The sequence below is a fragment of the Hymenobacter daecheongensis DSM 21074 genome (assembly GCF_900141805.1).
Lineage (GTDB): Bacteria > Bacteroidota > Bacteroidia > Cytophagales > Hymenobacteraceae > Hymenobacter > Hymenobacter daecheongensis.
Genome location: NZ_FQYN01000002.1, coordinates 185559 through 201809, shown reverse-complemented (window position 1 = coordinate 201809; position 16251 = coordinate 185559). Strand labels below are relative to the sequence as shown.

General features: G+C 59.2%; 15 protein-coding genes. 7 read left to right on the top strand and 8 right to left on the bottom strand.

The features are described from left to right. Positions 1-40 precede the first annotated feature (40 nt). The 6 genes from BUB62_RS03760 to BUB62_RS03740 all read right to left on the bottom strand — a co-directional run bounded on the left by BUB62_RS03760 (position 41) and on the right by BUB62_RS03740 (position 7204). Positions 41-1000 carry a hypothetical protein gene (locus tag BUB62_RS03760; protein ID WP_143164013.1) on the bottom strand — a complete coding sequence of 320 codons (960 nt, stop codon included), beginning with the start codon at positions 998-1000 and terminating at the stop codon, positions 41-43. Positions 1001-1359: 359 nt separating this feature from the next. Then, the gene (locus tag BUB62_RS03755) at positions 1360-1797 is read right to left on the bottom strand and encodes a hypothetical protein (RefSeq protein WP_073106391.1); all 438 of its coding nucleotides are present in this window, start codon (positions 1795-1797) and stop codon (positions 1360-1362) included. A 31-nt stretch (positions 1798-1828) separates the two neighbouring features. Beyond that, positions 1829-2398 (bottom strand): hypothetical protein, encoded by a 570-nt coding sequence (locus tag BUB62_RS18910; RefSeq protein ID WP_143164012.1) that lies wholly within the window; start codon positions 2396-2398, stop codon positions 1829-1831. Between the two features lie 457 nt (positions 2399-2855). After that, entirely contained in the window at positions 2856-3119 is a 264-nt protein-coding gene (locus BUB62_RS03750; protein ID WP_073106389.1) for a hypothetical protein, read from the bottom strand. A gap of 14 nt (positions 3120-3133) precedes the next feature. Next, positions 3134-5299, bottom strand: a complete 2166-nt coding sequence (gene scpA / locus BUB62_RS03745; RefSeq protein ID WP_073106387.1) for a methylmalonyl-CoA mutase — start codon at positions 5297-5299, stop codon at positions 3134-3136. A gap of 117 nt (positions 5300-5416) precedes the next feature. Further along, positions 5417-7204, bottom strand: a complete 1788-nt coding sequence (locus BUB62_RS03740) for a methylmalonyl-CoA mutase family protein (protein ID WP_073106385.1) — start codon at positions 7202-7204, stop codon at positions 5417-5419. Positions 7205-7382: 178 nt separating this feature from the next. On the opposite strand from BUB62_RS03740, the gene BUB62_RS03735 reads away from it, so the two are divergent. The 4 genes from BUB62_RS03735 to dnaA all read left to right on the top strand — a co-directional run bounded on the left by BUB62_RS03735 (position 7383) and on the right by dnaA (position 12198). Further along, complete coding sequence (locus BUB62_RS03735; RefSeq protein ID WP_073106383.1) at positions 7383-8606, top strand: porin family protein; 1224 nt, start codon at positions 7383-7385, stop codon at positions 8604-8606. Positions 8607-8735: 129 nt separating this feature from the next. After that, entirely contained in the window at positions 8736-9494 is a 759-nt protein-coding gene (locus tag BUB62_RS03730; RefSeq protein WP_084538803.1) for a 5'-nucleotidase C-terminal domain-containing protein, read from the top strand. Between the two features lie 134 nt (positions 9495-9628). Beyond that, on the top strand, positions 9629-10555 hold the full coding sequence (locus tag BUB62_RS03725; protein ID WP_073106381.1) for a bifunctional metallophosphatase/5'-nucleotidase: 927 nt from the start codon (positions 9629-9631) through the stop codon (positions 10553-10555). Positions 10556-10698: 143 nt separating this feature from the next. Beyond that, positions 10699-12198: a chromosomal replication initiator protein DnaA gene (dnaA, locus tag BUB62_RS03720; RefSeq protein ID WP_073106380.1), complete on the top strand. Its 1500-nt coding sequence runs from the start codon at positions 10699-10701 to the stop codon at positions 12196-12198. A gap of 180 nt (positions 12199-12378) precedes the next feature. On the opposite strand, the gene BUB62_RS03715 is transcribed toward dnaA, so the two are convergent. Together BUB62_RS03715 and BUB62_RS03710 are read right to left on the bottom strand one after the other, a co-directional pair. Continuing rightward, on the bottom strand, positions 12379-12879 hold the full coding sequence (locus tag BUB62_RS03715; RefSeq protein ID WP_073106377.1) for a hypothetical protein: 501 nt from the start codon (positions 12877-12879) through the stop codon (positions 12379-12381). Positions 12880-13066: 187 nt separating this feature from the next. Next, complete coding sequence (locus BUB62_RS03710; protein ID WP_073106375.1) at positions 13067-13495, bottom strand: OsmC family peroxiredoxin; 429 nt, start codon at positions 13493-13495, stop codon at positions 13067-13069. 168 nt (positions 13496-13663) lie between these two features. Here BUB62_RS03710 and BUB62_RS03705 point away from each other — a divergent pair, with 168 nt between their 5' ends. From BUB62_RS03705 to BUB62_RS03695, 3 genes are all read left to right on the top strand, one after another. After that, positions 13664-15157 carry a GH3 family acyl-acid amido synthetase gene (locus BUB62_RS03705; RefSeq protein ID WP_073106372.1) on the top strand — a complete coding sequence of 498 codons (1494 nt, stop codon included), beginning with the start codon at positions 13664-13666 and terminating at the stop codon, positions 15155-15157. A gap of 61 nt (positions 15158-15218) precedes the next feature. Then, complete coding sequence (locus BUB62_RS03700) at positions 15219-15698, top strand: hypothetical protein (protein ID WP_073106370.1); 480 nt, start codon at positions 15219-15221, stop codon at positions 15696-15698. Beyond that, positions 15691-16149 carry a 3-oxoacyl-ACP synthase gene (locus tag BUB62_RS03695; protein ID WP_073106364.1) on the top strand — a complete coding sequence of 153 codons (459 nt, stop codon included), beginning with the start codon at positions 15691-15693 and terminating at the stop codon, positions 16147-16149. The genes BUB62_RS03700 and BUB62_RS03695 overlap by 8 nt, the downstream gene beginning before the upstream one ends. The last annotated feature ends 102 nt before the right edge of the window (positions 16150-16251 follow it).

The window sequence follows — 16251 nt, the reverse complement described above, 5'->3', positions numbered from 1 at the left end:
AGGCCGGGGCGTTGGGCTATAAGGGGCCGGGGGCAACGGGCTATTTCAGCAGCTCGGCCCGCAGCAGAGTTTCGGGGCCCTCGGTGCGGACCCACAGGTATTGGCCGCTGCCCAGCGCGGCGGCGGTCAGCGTGAGCGTATCGGCGGCGGCGGGGCCGCCGAAGGTGCGGGGCTTGTCGGGCACGGCCTCGGGAGTGGGCACCAGGGCCACGGCCACCACGCCCGCACCGGCATTCAGGCGCAGGCGCAGCTCGGTTTCGGGCAGCAGCTCGGCCTCGAAAAGCACCGTGCGGGCCGTGTTTGGTTTCAGCGTCAGCTCGTGGGCTTCGGGGCGCTTCACCGCGTCTACCAGGCGGTAGAGGTCGCGCTTGAGGGCATCGCTCATGTAGAGCACCCGCGCCGCCTCGTTGGCTTGCTGCCCGTAGCCGTAGGCCGCGTTCTGGGTTTCGATGTAGAGGCCGCTGTCTTCCTTGTTGGCTCCTTTCTTCACTTTCTGCGCCGTGTTGCTGGCGGTCAGCGCGTCGCTGAGCTGGGCCAGCTGCTGGCGCTTGGCGGCCGTGTAGCCCTGGGTGGTCAGGGCCTGCTCGTCGCGCGTAGCCGACTGCAGGGCCATTTCCAGCAGCGTGCGCATCTCTTCCTGTTTGGCGCGGGCCTTCTCGTAGCGCTTCTTGCCATACTGCTCGAGGCGTCCGGCATTCTTCGGAAAGGCCTTGTCTACGTAATAAAAGAGCGTCTGCACCTGCTGGCGGGCCTGCTCCATATCGTCCTGCACCTGGCCGGTTTCCTCCTTCAGCTCGCCCACGCGCACCGCGCCCGGCAAGGCCTGATCCGCGGCCTCAATGGCCGCCAGCCACTGCGCCCCAAACGCGGCGTTCAGCGTGGGGTTGAAGCCACTGAAGGCGGCCACATCCGTAAGATAATGCCCATGCATCGTGCGCATGCGCTGGCGCATATCGGCATCGGAGCCGGTATACAAGCGTACTGATTCTTGCTTACTCATCGTGTTGTAATTGAAAGATTTAAAGTTGTTATAAGAGTACGGCTATTTGCTGATATACCCAACTGCTTCTACCACAAGCTCCGCCGCCGTAAAAACCGCTAGAAGCGGCGTAAAGACCGCTAGAAGAGACGGAAGAACCGCTAGAAGCGGCGTAAAGAGTGCTAGAAGAGGCGTAAAGACCGCTAGAACGGGCGTAAAGAGTGCTAGAAGAGGCGGAAGAACCGCTAGAAGGGGCGAAAGGACCACTAGAAGCGGCGTAAAGACTGCTAGAAGTGCCGGAGGACCGGCCAGAAGCTGCGGTGCCCGCGGCAGCATTGCCGGAAACGAAACCGGCCCGCTGGGGGCGGGCCGGTGCTGAGCTACGGAATACTGGAAACGTCGAGGGTGGACTGGTGCACCACGGAACCCGGGAGCAGGGTGCGGCGCAGCAGCGCGGCCAGCTCCGGGGGCAGCTCGGCTACCGTGAGGGGGCGCAGCGGACGGGCCACCAGGTGGTAGCGCGGATCGGAGGGGGCGTGGAGGTCGGTTTTGGCGAAGGAGAACAGGCCGCGGCGGGCGTAGCGGGTGGCGCCGGGGTAGCTGGTCTCCACCGCCTCGGCCGCGGCCAGTGCCCCGCCCGCCGCCGGCTCCGGCAGCGTCAGGAAGTACTGGTGCAGCGCCAGCAGCCCCTCCTGGTCGGCCGCCACGGACTCCGGCAGCACCCCACCCCCGGACGCTACGTGCAGAATATGCCCGGTAGCGTCGGCGGCGAAGTAGTCAATATCGGCGTCGAGTTGGTCGGTGGGGGAGATTTGCATTAGTATTATTAATATATCGAAAATATTAGGTTTATGCCAATTGCTTAGAATGACTAGGTGGATTTAAGGTGAACTTATGGATTGTAGTTCTAGGGTTCTTCACAAAACTTGAAATATTATGAAGTGTTTTCAAGTCGCTGTAGAGTAAATTTTCTATCTCTTTTCGTATGTTTCTTATTGTTTCACGATGTTTTATGCCAAGATTTTCTAAGATTGTAGCTGCTTGTTCATCGCTAAGGTCTTCTATTTTGTAGCTTATTTCATTAAGTAAGAAAACATTTAATTCTGTTATTTTATTTGAAACTGCATTGCTGAGCCAGAAAGAGCTCATTAGGGGTTTCATTAATGATATTACAAACATTTCATATTCATGTTTGCCTGTTGTAAAGAATATATTGCATGCGTTGCCATCTTCTAAATGAATTAATGGTTTCATTCTAGAAATTAAAGCCTCTACTTCTTCATAAGCGTTAAGCCTTTTGTCTAGTAATTTTTTATAATAATCATTTTTAAAATTATTTTTTTGAATTAACCAATTGACTATATTAGTCAGAAAAGCAGATAATAGGCTGCTGGTAAGGATTATTGAAATCGTATTCATTAGGTAATTGTTCTTTATGTAAATCGCTCCCCAGCTTCTCCAGAATCTCCTGCGCCGCTACGGCAATGACAGTACCGGGGCCGTAGAGAAGCTGAGATGGTAGGCTGCTGCAAGCTACAACCGAAAGCCAAGCAAACCGCGGGTACATATACAGTACATGTACACCACATTGTCAGTGCATATGCGGTATCGGAGCTGAAAAGCCGCTTTTCGATGAGTTACATGTACACTACATGTACACTATTCAGCTGAAGCTTGTGCCCCTTTGGGCGTGGTGACGTACTGTTGTAAGCGGCTGTTGATGACTTCGGGGATGGTGTAAGCAAGGTAGCCTTCTACAGCCAGCGGCGTGAGGTAGCGGGCCGAGTTGGTACGGGATAAGCTTAGCCCCAGCTCCGCCAGAATCTCCTGCGCCTCTACGTCAATGACTGCTCCAAGCCTAACACGCCAGGTAATGCTACGCCGCGTGGCTGGCTTCGATACGGAGAGTATACCCGAACTGGCGCATCATCTGCTCGCAGTCTTCCCAGGTGAGGCCGAAGGCGCGCACGTCGGCCACGCCCAGCTTGGTGAGAACTTCCATAAGCAGAGGCTCGTCGCCTTCGGTCAGGTCGCCGTCCATAATGGCGGCTTCGCTCCAGGCTACCAGCTCGGAAAGGGTGAGCTGGTGGCGCAGGTAGGCCAGCAGCTTATCGGCAACGGTGGTGCGGGTGATGCTCATGGCAGTGGCCCTGCTTATGCTTCGGTCAGCTTCGCCAGAATCTCCTGCGCGGCCACGGCAATGACCGTTCCCGGGCCATACACCCCAACCACGCCGGCGTTGTACAGAAAATCGTAGTCCTGGGCCGGAATTACGCCGCCGGCGATGACGAGGATATCGGCGCGGTCAAGCTGCTTGAGCTCCTGAATCAGCTGGGGAATCAGGGTTTTGTGGCCGGCGGCGAGGCTGCTCACGCCCACTACGTGCACGTCGTTCTCGGCCGCCTGGCGGGCTACTTCGGCGGGGGTTTGGAACAGGGGCGCAATGTCCACGTCGAAGCCCACGTCGGCGAAGGAGGTGGCAATGATTTTGGAGCCGCGGTCGTGGCCGTCCTGACCCATTTTGGCCACCATCATGCGGGGGCGGCGGCCTTCCTTGGCGGCAAAGTCGGCGGCGGCGCGGCGGGCTTTAGCAAACTCCTCGTCGTAGTTCATCTCGGCGGAATACACGCCCGAAATGGCGCGGATGGTGGCCTGGTGGCGGCCATACACGGCTTCGAGGGCATCGGAAATCTCGCCCAGCGTGGCGCGCAGGCGGGCAGCCTCCACGGCGAGGGCCAGTAAGTTCTGGGTTTTGGAGGTTGAGCTTTGAGGATCGGTGCCGGCGCGGGCGGCATCCGTCAGGGCTTGCAGGGCGGCTTTCACGGCCTCATTATCCCGCTCGGCCTTAATCTGCTTCAGGCGCGCAATCTGCGACTCGCGCACGGCGGCGTTGTCGATGTCGAGGACTTCAATCTCCTGCTCCTGGCCCAACTGCTCGTCGGTGAGGCGGTACTTATTCACGCCCACGATGATTTCTTTGCCCGAGTCGATGCGGGCCTGCTTGCGGGCCGAGGCTTCCTCGATGCGCAGCTTGGGCAAGCCGGTTTCGATGGCCTTGGCCATGCCGCCCAACTCCTCCACTTCCTGAATGAGGGCCCAGGCTTTGTCGGCCAGCTCGTGAGTGAGGGTTTCCACGTAGTAGGAGCCGCCCCAGGGGTCCACCACGCGGGTAATGTCGGTTTCGTGCTGGAGGTAGAGCTGGGTGTTGCGGGCAATGCGGGCCGAGAAGTCGGTGGGCAGGGCAATGGCCTCGTCGAGGGCGTTGGTGTGCAGGCTTTGGGTGCCGCCCAGGGCCGCGGCCAGGGCTTCAATGGTCGTGCGGGCCACGTTGTTGAATGGGTCCTGCTCGGTGAGCGAGTAGCCCGAGGTCTGGCAATGGGTGCGCAGGGCCAGGCTTTTGGGGTTCTGGGGGTTGAACTGCTTCATGAGCTTGGCCCACAGCAAACGGCCGGCGCGGAGCTTGGCAATTTCCATGAAGTGGTTCATGCCGATGGCCCAGAAGAAGGACAGGCGGGGCGCGAACTGGTCCACGTCCATGCCCACGGCCAGGCCGGCGCGCACGTATTCGAGGCCGTCGGCGAGGGTGTAGGCCAGCTCCAGGTCGGCGGTGGCGCCGGCCTCCTGCATGTGGTAGCCCGAGATGCTGATGGAGTTGAACTTGGGCATGTTCGCCGCCGTGTAGGCGAAGATGTCGGCGATGATGCGCATGCTCGGCGCGGGCGGGTAGATGTAGGTGTTGCGCACCATGAACTCCTTCAGAATGTCGTTCTGAATGGTACCGGCTAGCTTATCCGGCCCCACGCCCTGCTCCTCAGCCGCCACGATGTAGAAGGCCATAATCGGCAGCACGGCCCCGTTCATGGTCATGCTCACCGACATCTGATCCAGCGGAATCTGGTCGAACAGGATCTTCATGTCCTCCACCGAGTCGATGGCCACGCCGGCCTTGCCCACGTCGCCTTCCACGCGGGGGTGGTCGGAGTCATAACCGCGGTGCGTGGCCAGGTCGAAGGCTACCGACAGGCCCTTTTGCCCTCCGGCCAGGTTGCGGCGATAGAAGGAGTTGCTCTCGGTGGCCGTGCTGAAGCCCGCGTACTGGCGGATAGTCCAGGGATTCTGCACGTACATGGTGGCATAGGGGCCGCGCAGATACGGCGCTACCCCGGCCCCAAAACCGAGGTGGTCGAGGTGCTGCACGTCCTGGGCCGTGTAGTAGCTCTTGACAGCAATCTGCTCGGCGGTGAGGGTTTCGGTGGGCGGCGCTGCCGGCGCCGGCAGCGCCGCCGCGTCGTAAGCAATCTGGGAGAAATCGGGCTTCATAACTGTGAATTAGTGAGTTAGTGAATTAGTGAGCTGATGATACAGTGAGTTTGACGTTCTGTTTATGCAAACTGCGCTGCCAGAACAGCAAACTCACTGAATCACTAAATCGCTAAATCACCGCCCCTGGAGGCGGGCCAGCACGTCGTCGGTGCTGTAGCCTTCCACGGTGAATTCCTGAAAGCCGAACAGGGCCACGGCTTCCTGCATGGTGGCCAGGTCGGCGTTGAGCAGGTGCGGGGGCACAAAACCGGCATCATCCTGCCGCACCCGGCATACTACCCGGGCGAAGTGACCGAACTGGTCGGGGGTGGCATACATGAGCGTGGCACCTTCGGGGGTCGAAAACAGAACCGAGAGCGTGCCTTCCGGGTGGCTGGCGCTAATAGCTTTACGCTCGGTTTTGGGCAGCAGCTGCATAAACGACTCCAGAATCAGCTGGTTGGTATGGGTGCCCAGCAGTACCACGGCCGCCCGCTTGTGCTTTTTCTCGCGCCGCTGAAAGTGCAGCGCTGTAGCCAGCCGCAGCACTTCCGAGGGGTAGGTAGCCCGCGTCGAGTCGAAGTCGCGGCTGCGCAGAAGCTTCTTGGGGTTGTAATCGAATTGCTCGTGCGGATTCTGGAAGCGGTTGGTGCCCACCACCACCTGCGAGCCATCGGCAATGCGCTGAAATTGCTGCTGGGCCACTTTGTGCAGCTCCTGCATGAGCAGGCCCACGGCCGCCGGCAGGCCGCCCTGCGCCTGAACGTGCTGGAACAGCGCCCAGCCGTTACGCGCCAGTTGGTCGGTCAGCGTTTCGAGGTAGTAGGAGCCGGCGGCGGGGTCGGCCACGCGGCCCAGCTGGCTTTCCTCGCGCAGAATAATGGAGAGGTTGCGGGCCAGGCGGTCCGAAAACTCGTTCGGGTCGTGGTAGAGGCTGTCGAAGGGGGCCACGCTCACCGCATCGGCCCCGCCCAGCACAGCGGCCATCGTTTCGGTGGTCACGCGCAACAAGTTGGTGTGCGGGTCTAGCGTCGTGCGCGACCAGGTAGAAGTGCCGGCGAAGATGCGCAGATTGGCCGCGGCTTCCGCTGGTAGCTCGTAGGCGTGCAGCAGCGTGGCCCACAGCCGGCGCAGGGCCCGCAGCTTAGCTATTTCCAGGAAGTAATTTGGGTTGAGCGCGGTCTGAATCTGCAGGGCGGCGGCCACGTCGGCTACGCTCAGTGTGTCGTCGGGCAGCTCGCTCAGGTAGGTTGCGGCCGTAGCCAGCGTGAAGCCGATCTGCTGGGTAGCGGTGCCGCCGCGGTTAGCAAAAAAGGCTCCGTTCAGCGTCAGGGCGCGAAAGTCCGGCAGGTGGCGGGTGAGGCGCAGCACCTGCCGCAAATCAGCCAGTTGGGAGGGCAGGTCGGGGGTGTGGTCAGAAACAGGGTCGAAGCGCAGAAAGCCGCGCAGGCCGGCTGGCTCGGCCGCGAGCAGGCGCTGCACAAATTCCGCCGCTCCCAGCCGCACCGAAAAGCCCAGGTAAGTAGTGCCCAGCGGCAGATGACTGTTGAGATAATCAACGTCGAACGATGCCGCATCGGTCAGCTCGAAGCAGGCGCCATCAGCCCCGCGACGCAGCGCATCGGCGGCCCGGCCGACGGCGGCGTGGCCGTTGCTGAGCGAAGCCACGGCATACGTGGGCACGTTCAGCCACGACGCATCCGGCTGGCCAGCTCGCACCTGGGGGATGGGCACCGCACTGAGCGCATCCAGGGCTTCGGCATGGTAAAAAGGCTGCACCGGAAAGCCGTCGGCCGGGGTCCAGACCAGGGTTTCGGGGTCGGCTCCTTTCAGGTCGCGGCGGATGCGCTCCTGCCAGGCCGCCGTGCTTACCGGCTCAAATTCGGGGAAGGAAACAGGCGCGGAACGCAGTGTATCGGCCATAAGGAGAGGGGTGGGAGCCTGAAGATACGAGGGGTAATGAGGGGCTAAAGATACCGCATTGGGCCCATAACGCCGCCAGGCCGCCGGCAGTTGGCGCGGGCAAAGTTTCGCGTAGCTTTGTCGGCTGGTTTTATAAATCAACGCTGCAATTTCTCGTTCTCTCCTATTTTCTTTTCCAATGAAACAAGGTTTACTCCTGCTGCTGCTGTTCGTCGCCTTACACGCCAGAGCACAATCTGATTTTCGGCCGGGCTACGCCCTAACCCTTACCGGCGACACGCTGCGCGGCCAAGTAGACTACCGTGGCAACACCCGCAATACCCGCGTTTGCCAGTTCCGAAGCACCGCCTCAGCCGCTACCACCGAATACACCCCCGACCAGCTGCGCGGTTACGGCGTCAGCGGCGGCCAGCAGTATCTGTCCACGGAGCTGCCGGGCAAAGTGCCCACGAAGGTGTTTATGCAGATCATCGTGCAGGGCGGCCTGAGCATTTTCCGCTACACCGATACCGACGACAAGGAATTCTTCTATGCCCGCAAAGGCGCTGAGCCCTTGCAGGCCCTGGTGCAGCGTGATACAACCATCAACACTTTCGACAAATACACCCGCTTGCAGACTTCTAGCCGGCAGCGGCAGTACTTCTACCGCAACGTGCTCTGGAGCCGCATGGCCGACTGCCCCGCCGCGCAGGTCATGCTGCCCAAGGTGTCGTTGGTACAGTCGGAACTGGCTAAGGTGGGCCAAGCCTACAACCAATGCAAGGGCACGGCCCAGTATGCCGTTACCAAGCCGGCTTCGCGCCTGCGCTATTCGGTGATGGCTGGTGTGTATCAGTCAGCCGTTCTGGCCCTTGATGATGCAGAAGAAAATGTAGCGCTTTCCTCTACGCGGCCTACGTTTGGAGCAGCAGTGCAGATCTTGCCCGGCGGATTCAGCCCCAAGCTTAGCCTATTATTTCAAGCCATGTTTCTACAGCAGGTTTATGATAAGGCGTACAATGGTAAGGGTATGGGTTTCTTTGCAGGTACTACCGTACCGCGTACTATTCACCTCGAACTGACTTCGGTCCGGCTGCCGCTCATGCTGCGCTACACATTCCTCAACCGGACGGTGCAGCCCTACATCCAAGGCGGCCCAGTAGCAGTGCTCAATTTCAACAGCAACGCTACCCGCTCCGATTACAATTCGGTCAACAAAACTACCTACACTCGCGAAGTGCCTATTCGCAGCTATGGCTTTGGCGTGATGGCCGGCGGCGGGCTAGCTTTCGCCTTGCACCAACGCCACAGTGTCTTCGTTGAGGTACGGGCTGATATGTTCGATAATACTTCTCAGGCTCGCCGGTCGTTTTCCGGTATGCGGGGTGTCTCGCTGATGGGAGGTTACACGTTTGGTAACTAGCCGCCGGTAAGCCGTAGCAGCCAGTTGTTATAGCTGACAAAGGCTTTATGACTCGGGTAGTATAACAGCAGCGGCGCGCCGAACCTGCCTTTGCTGGCTGCTTTTTCTCTGATTTTCTGTTCCGTGCTCATGACGTTTTTCCGTTCCCGCCTCGCGGCCCTGAGTTTGCTGGCCACTGTGGCCCTGGCCCCCGCCTGCCAGCGGGCCGGCTACGTAGCCAAGCCCCAGCTGGCCCCCACCACCGCGCAGCCCGTGGGCAAAGCCCTGCCCGACGACCCCAAAGCCGCCGCCACCATTGCGCCCTACCACCAGAAGGTGACCGAGCAGATGAACGAGGTGCTGGGCACGGCTCCGGCCGCCATCATCAAAAATTCCGGCGAGTCGCCGCTGGCCAATTTCGTGGCCGACCTGCAGCGCACCCGCGCCAGCCAGGCCCTGGGCCAGCCCGTGGATATGGGCGTGATGACCAACGGCGGCCTGCGCGCCGGCCTGCCCGCGGGCACCATCACGCTGGGCTCGGTGTTTGAGCTGATGCCGTTTGAAAATGAGCTGGTGGTGCTCGAAGTCCCCGGCCCCGTGGTCCAGCAGCTGTTCGACTACGCCGCCCGCATCAAAATGGCGCTGTCGAACGTGACCTATACCGTGGGAGCCGATGGCAAGCCGACCAGCATTCTCATTGGCGGCAAGCCCTTCGACCCGGCCAAAACATACACCATCGCCATTTCCGACTACCTGGCCGGCGGCGGCGACCAGATGGTGTTTTTCAAAGCCCTCAAGCCCCGCGGCACTGGCATTCTGTTGCGCAACGCCATTGCCGACCACATCCGCACCCTCACCAAACAGGGCAAGCCCGTGGAAGCCAAAGTGGAAGGACGGGTTAAGTTTTAATGTGGAAATGTGGGTAATGTGATAATGTGCCGATGGCTCAATGATTCAATTCCCGCATTAACCAAATACCTCACATTTACCCACATTCTCACATTAGCACATTACCCACATTACCCCATTAGCACATTAAACACATGAACCGTCGCGACTTTCTTAAGCATACTTCCCTCGGGGCCGCCGGCCTGAGTCTGATGGGCCTGAGCGTGCCGGCCCTGGCCCGCGACGCGAAACCCGCGCGCCTCGTTATTCTGCACACCAACGACATGCACTCCCGCATCGAGCCCTTCCCCGACAACGGCGGCGAGTGGGCCAATATGGGCGGCATGGCCCGCCGCGCCACGCTCATCGAGCAGGTGCGGCAGCAGGAGCCCCACGTGCTGCTGCTCGATGCCGGCGACGTGTTTCAGGGCACGCCGTACTTCAACTTTTTCGGCGGCGAGCTGGAGTTCAAGCTCATGTCGCAGATGCGCTACGATGCCTGCACGCTCGGCAACCACGACTTCGACAACGGCCTCGAAGGCCTGCAGAAGCAGCTGCCCCACGCCTCGTTCCCGTTTCTGACGGCCAACTACGACTTTTCGCAGACCCCGCTGGCCGGCGCCTTCAAGCCCTACAAAGTGTTTGAGAAAGCCGGCCGCCGCATTGGCGTGTTCGGCATGGGCATCGAGCTGGCCGGGCTGGTTTCCGATAAGAACTTTGGGGCCACCAAGTACCTCGACCCCGTAGCCACGGCCCAGGCCATGGTGAAGCAGCTGCGCGGCCCCGAGCGCTGCGATATGGTGATTTGCCTCTCGCACCTGGGCTACAAGTACGAAAGCGCCAAAATCGACGACCGCAAGCTGGCGGCGCAGGTCGGCGGCATCGACCTGATTCTGGGCGGGCACACCCACACCTTTATGAAGGAGCCCGAGCCGATTGATGGCCCCGCCGGCCACCGCACGCTCATCAACCAGGTGGGCTGGTCGGGCATCAACCTCGGCCGTCTCGACTATGTTTTCGAGCCCGGCCAGCGCCGGCCGGCCGTAGCCAGCGCCGCTGTACTGCCCGTGCATACGGCCTGACAAAAGCAAGGAAAGACGGGTTTTTTTGTCTCCGCACTTTTCCACATTTTTGTCTCCCCCTGAAAAAAAACGGCTTTTCCCCGAGTCGTGCCTGCTCCTTTCTGTCCACGCCTCGCACTTGTTGCTTTTGTTCTAACTGATTGATGCTGAAGGATTGCCGAACTGTATGGGCCAACTGTCTTCGCGTCATCAAGGCAAATATTGGTGAGCAGAGCTACCGCACCTGGTTCGAGCCCATCGTGCCGGTGCAGCTGCACAATAACGTGCTCATCATTCAGGTGCCCAGCCAGTTTTTTTATGAGTGGCTGGAAGAGCATTATGTGGACGTCCTGAAAAAAAGTATTTACCAGGAGCTGGGCCACGAGGGGCGGCTGGAATATTCTATTGTAGTAGATCAGGGCAACGGGCAGAACAAACCGCGCACCGTGAATATTCCCACGGCCCGCAAGGCGGCTTACCCCACGCCGCTGCAGCAGGATAACGCCATGGCCGCCAGCGCCATGACGGCCTCGGCCCGCAACGTGGCAGCCGCCGCCGCCGCGCCCCTCAGCCCCGATAAGGCTGCCACCCTGCGCAACCCCTTCGAGGCCTCCAAGGCCATCGACCGCAATTACCTCAAGTCGCAGCTCAACCACACGTATTCCTTCGAGAACTACATTGAGGGCGACTGCAACCGCCTGGCCCGCTCGGCCGGCATGGCCGTGGCCAACAAGCCTGGCACCACCAGCTTCAACCCGCTGATGATTTACGGGGGCGTGGGTTTGGGCAAAACTCACTTGGTGCAGGCCATCGGCAACCATATCAAGGCCACCTCCGACGACAAATTCGTGCTCTACGTGTCGGCGGAGAAGTTTACCAATCAGTTTATTGAAAGCCTGCGCTCCAACGCGGTGCAGGATTTCGCCAATTTCTACCTGCTGGTCGATATTCTGATTCTGGACGACGTGCAGTTTTTGTCGGGCAAGGACAAGACCCAGGAAATGTTCTTCCACATTTTCAACCACCTGCACCAGGCCGGCCGCCAGATCATCATGACCTCCGATAGGCCGCCCCGCGACCTGAACGGCCTGGAAGACCGCCTGCTCTCCCGCTTCAAATGGGGCCTCACCGCCGATTTGCAGAGCCCGGACTTCGAGACGCGCATGGCCATCATCCAGAACAAGATGCAGCAGGACGGCATCGATATTCCGCCGCAGGTGGTGGAGTATCTGGCCCATTCCGTGAACACCAACGTGCGCGAGCTGGAAGGCGTGCTGATTTCGCTGGTGGCCCAATCAAGCCTCAACCGCCGCGAAATTGACCTGGAAATGGCCAAGCAGGCCCTGCGCCACATCATTGAGGAAGTGGAGGCCGAAGTGAACCTGGACTTCATTCAGAAAACCGTGGCCGAATACTTCAGCATTCCGGTGGATTTGATGAAGGCCAAAACCCGCAAAAAAGAGGTGGTGACGGCCCGGCAGGTGGCTATGTACTTTGCCAAGGAGCACACCAGCCACTCTCTCAAGAGCATCGGCCACAACTTCGGAGGCCGCGACCATAGCACCGTTATCCACTCCGTGCAGACGGTTTCGGACCTGATTGACTCCGACAAGACGTTTAAAAGCACGATCCAGGAGCTGCGCAAGAAGTTTGCGGGGAAGTAAAGGCACCTGTCATCCTGAGCCTGCGAAGGACCTTCCTCTTCGTCTATCCAAAGCCTCATTCAACGAGCAAAGCCCTTTACCGTTCGTGCGGCAAAGGGCTTTGTGCATTGAAAGGAGCTTCACATGAGCGACGAGGGAGGTCCTTCGCTTTGCTCAGGATGACAGGCGGTAGATAAAAAACTATACCCGCGGGGCCGGGGCGGTTTCGCGCAGCTCAATCTTGTACTGGGCCGCAAACTGCCGGATTTCAGCTTTAAATCGTTCCCGGCGCTTGGGGCCTTTCACTTCGCGCAGACTCAGCGTGTACAGGTCGTTGGAGCGCAGGCGGATGCGCAGCTGCATGGGCGCCAGATCAATGGCTTCAATGTTTTCGGCGGCGAAAACCTGCTTGGCCCGGAACAGCCCGCTTTTGTGCACGATGTAGCCGGGCGTAAATTCCAGGTAGCTCTGGGTGCCGAAAACCGGCGCATTGTGCACCAGCACATACCCTACATACACCAGGCTGAACACCAGAAACACGTAGTGCAGAAAGTGGTAGTCCTGCACGCCTTCGTTGGAGTTGATCAGAAACAGCGTGTAGGCAATCCAGAGGCCGCCGATGAGCAACTGGCCCCAGAAAGGGACTTTGGACGTATCGGCGGGCCGCAGACGGATGCGGGTCGTGGTGGTGGCGCGGGGCATAGAAAGAAGTAGTCTGACAACAAAGTAAACGAAAAACCGGCAACGCTTCGGGCGCTGCCGGTTTTCTGGGTGGTACTCAGAGCACAAAAGACCGTCATGCTGAGCTTGCCGAAGCAGCTCTACCGCAATGGTAATTACTGTTGCGGTAGAGCTGCTTCGACTTCGCTCAGCAGGACGGCCAGCTAAACTACTTCAGCGTCGCGGAAGCCAGCACCATTTCGGGCACGGCGCTCAGCAGCTGCGAAATGGGGCAATGCTGCTTGGCGTTTTCGGCCTGCTTCTGAAACTCTTCCTGCGTAATGCCTTCCACTGCGCCTTCCGTGGTCAGCGTGATTTTGGTCACTTTCGGCACCTCGCCCGACGTATCAAGCGTCACCTTCGACTCGGTGCGAATCTGCTTGACCTGCGCGCCGGCCTTGGTGAGCTGGCCGGTAAGAAACATGGTATAGCAGCCCGCGTGGGCCGCGCCAATCAGCTCTTCGGGGTTGGTGCCTTTTTCGCCTTGAAACCGCGCCCCGACGGAGTACGGCGCTTTTACCGTGCCGCTCTGGGTCGAAATTTCGCCGCTGCCTTTGATATCGCCGTTCCAGACGGCATTGCCACGTTGGTTGATCATTAGTGAAATGGTGAGATGGTGAAATAGTGAGTTAGGTACGACGCAAATGAGTAAATGGCTGAAATGAAGCAGCCGGTTGTGAATTTGGGCGTAAGCTTACCTTTGAAAGACTGGATTTTGATACCAGTGGCGAAAACTCACCGTTTCACTATCTCACCATTTCACCGCATGGGTCTGAAATCCGCTCTGAGTCGGCCGCTGGCGGCCTACGTGCACCACCGCTACCAGCAGTGGCAAAAAGACCCTGTGGGTACCCAGCAGCGCGTGTTCCGCCAGCTGATCGAAAAGGGGCGCACCACCGCTTTCGGCCGCGACCATAGCTTCCAGGATATTCGCACGCCCGCCGACTTCGCCCGCCTGGTGCCGGTGCGGGACTACGAGGCGCTGGCCCCGTATTTCAACCGCGTGAAGGCCGGCGAGGCTGATGTGCTTTGGCCCGGCAAGCCGCTGTATCTGGCCAAAACCTCGGGCACCACCTCCGGCGCCAAGTATATTCCACTCACCGCGGACAGCATCCCAAACCACATCAACGGGGCCCGCGACGCGCTGCTGCACTACGTACACCGCACGGGCAAAAGCCGGTTTCTGGACGGCAAGCTGATGTTTTTGTCGGGCTCCCCGGAACTGGAGCAGGTGGGTGGTATCCATACCGGGCGGCTGTCGGGCATCGTGAACCATCATGTGCCGGCCTATCTGCGGCGCAACCAGCTGCCCACCTACACCACGAACTGCATCGAGGACTGGGAAACCAAGCTCGACCACATTGTGGAAGAAACCCTGCCCGAGAATATGACCCTGATTTCGGGCATTCCGCCCTGGGTGCAGATGTATTTCGACAAGCTGGTACAGCTGACCGGCAAGCCCGTAAAGGACATTTTCCCGCACTTCGACCTGTTCGTGTACGGCGGCGTGAACTTCGAGCCCTACCGCGCCAAGCTGTTCGAAACCATCGGCCGGCCCGTGGATAGCATCGAGCTTTTCCCGGCTTCCGAGGGCTTTTTGGCCTTCCAGGACACGGCCGGCCCCGGCCTGCTACTGCTATTGAATGCGGGTATCTTCTACGAGTTCATCCCCGCCGAACAGTTCTTCGAGCCCGACGCGCCCCGCCTGACCATCGGCGAAGTAGAACTGGATAAGCAATACGCCCTGGTGCTCAGCTCCAACGCCGGCCTGTGGGCCTACAGCCTCGGCGACACGGTGCGCTTCGTGAGTCTGGCCCCGCACCGCGTGGTGGTATCGGGCCGCATCAAGCACTTTTTGTCGGCCTTCGGGGAGCACGTAATCGGCGAAGAGGTGGAGCAGACGCTGCGCGAGGCGATGAGCCAATTCCCGGAGGTGGAAGTAGTGGAATTCACCGTGGCCCCCCACGTGAGCACCGATCCCAACGAGCCAAGCCAGCATGAGTGGTTGGTAGAATTCGCCCGCCCGCCCCACGATACCGCCGCCTTCGCCGCCGCCCTGGATGCCGGTCTGCGCCGCCGCAATGTATATTATGACGACTTGCTCACCGGTACTATTCTGGCCCCCTTGCGCCTGACGAGCCTGCCCGCCGGGGCATTTCAGCGCTACATGAAAAGTCTGGGCAAGCTAGGTGGGCAGAACAAGGTGCCGCGGTTGAGCAACGATAGGACGGTGGCCGATGGGCTGTTGGGGGTGGATTGAAAGCTGCATCTTGAAACCTCAACTATGACTTCCCCATTCTAAATCTTCAAACACACGATGTATGAACAATGAATACGACTGGAGTCGTTTAAAGCCTTTACAAGTAGGGCGCTTCGCTGAGTATTTTGTTAAAATGAAGTGCGCGCTATATGGGTTCGATATTTATTCATCAGAAGTCGATGACAAAGGAATAGACTTTGTACTTCGGGTTAATGGCGAATCTTATTATGACATTCAGGTAAAGTCAATCCGTAATTCTGGCTACATATTTTTCCCTAAGTGGAGTTTTGAGTCTCGTCGTAACCTGTATGCTGCAGTGGTAATTCTAACTCATGGCAAAGAGCCTGACTGCTATCTGATACCATCTTGGGCCTGGGAAAATGAAAATGCTTTATTCCGTGATAGGAATTACGGTGATGGTATGAAATCAAAGCCTGAATGGGGCCTCAACATTAGCCAGAAGAATATGCCTTTGTTGCGTGAATATTCATTTGCAAATGTAGCTGCTACACTACAAGCGCCAGTTCCCAAGAATGGATAAGAACAGTATCAAACCCGCCCTCTACACCGCCTGCCAACAATACGTCCAGGACCGCCTCAGCGCCATTCAGGCCGCTATCAACGCGGCGCAGGAATCGGCCAACTCCGAAACCAAGAGCAGCGCCGGCGACAAGTACGAAACCGGCCGCGCCATGGCCCAGAACGAGCGGGACCGAAACCTGGTGCAACTCCAGCAGGCCCGCCAACTGCAAGCCGAGCTGCAGCGCATTGACCCCACCAAACCCTGCGACTCCGTGCATCCGGGGGCTTTGGTGCACACCAGCATGGGCTGGTTTTTCATCAGCATCAGCGCCGGCAAGCTCTCAGTGGATGGCGTAGACTATTTCGCCGTATCGGCGGCGGCTCCGGTGGCAGTGGCCCTGAGCGGCAAGCGCGCCGGGGAGGAAGCGATGTTTAATGGGAAGGCGGTGCGCGTGGAGGCGGTGCTTTGATTATGCCCCGCCTGTTGTCGAGAAAAAGAACGTCATGCTGAGCTTGTCGAAGCATCTCTACCGCTTCGTTGAAGAACCCAGCGCCGAAGCGGTAGAGATGCT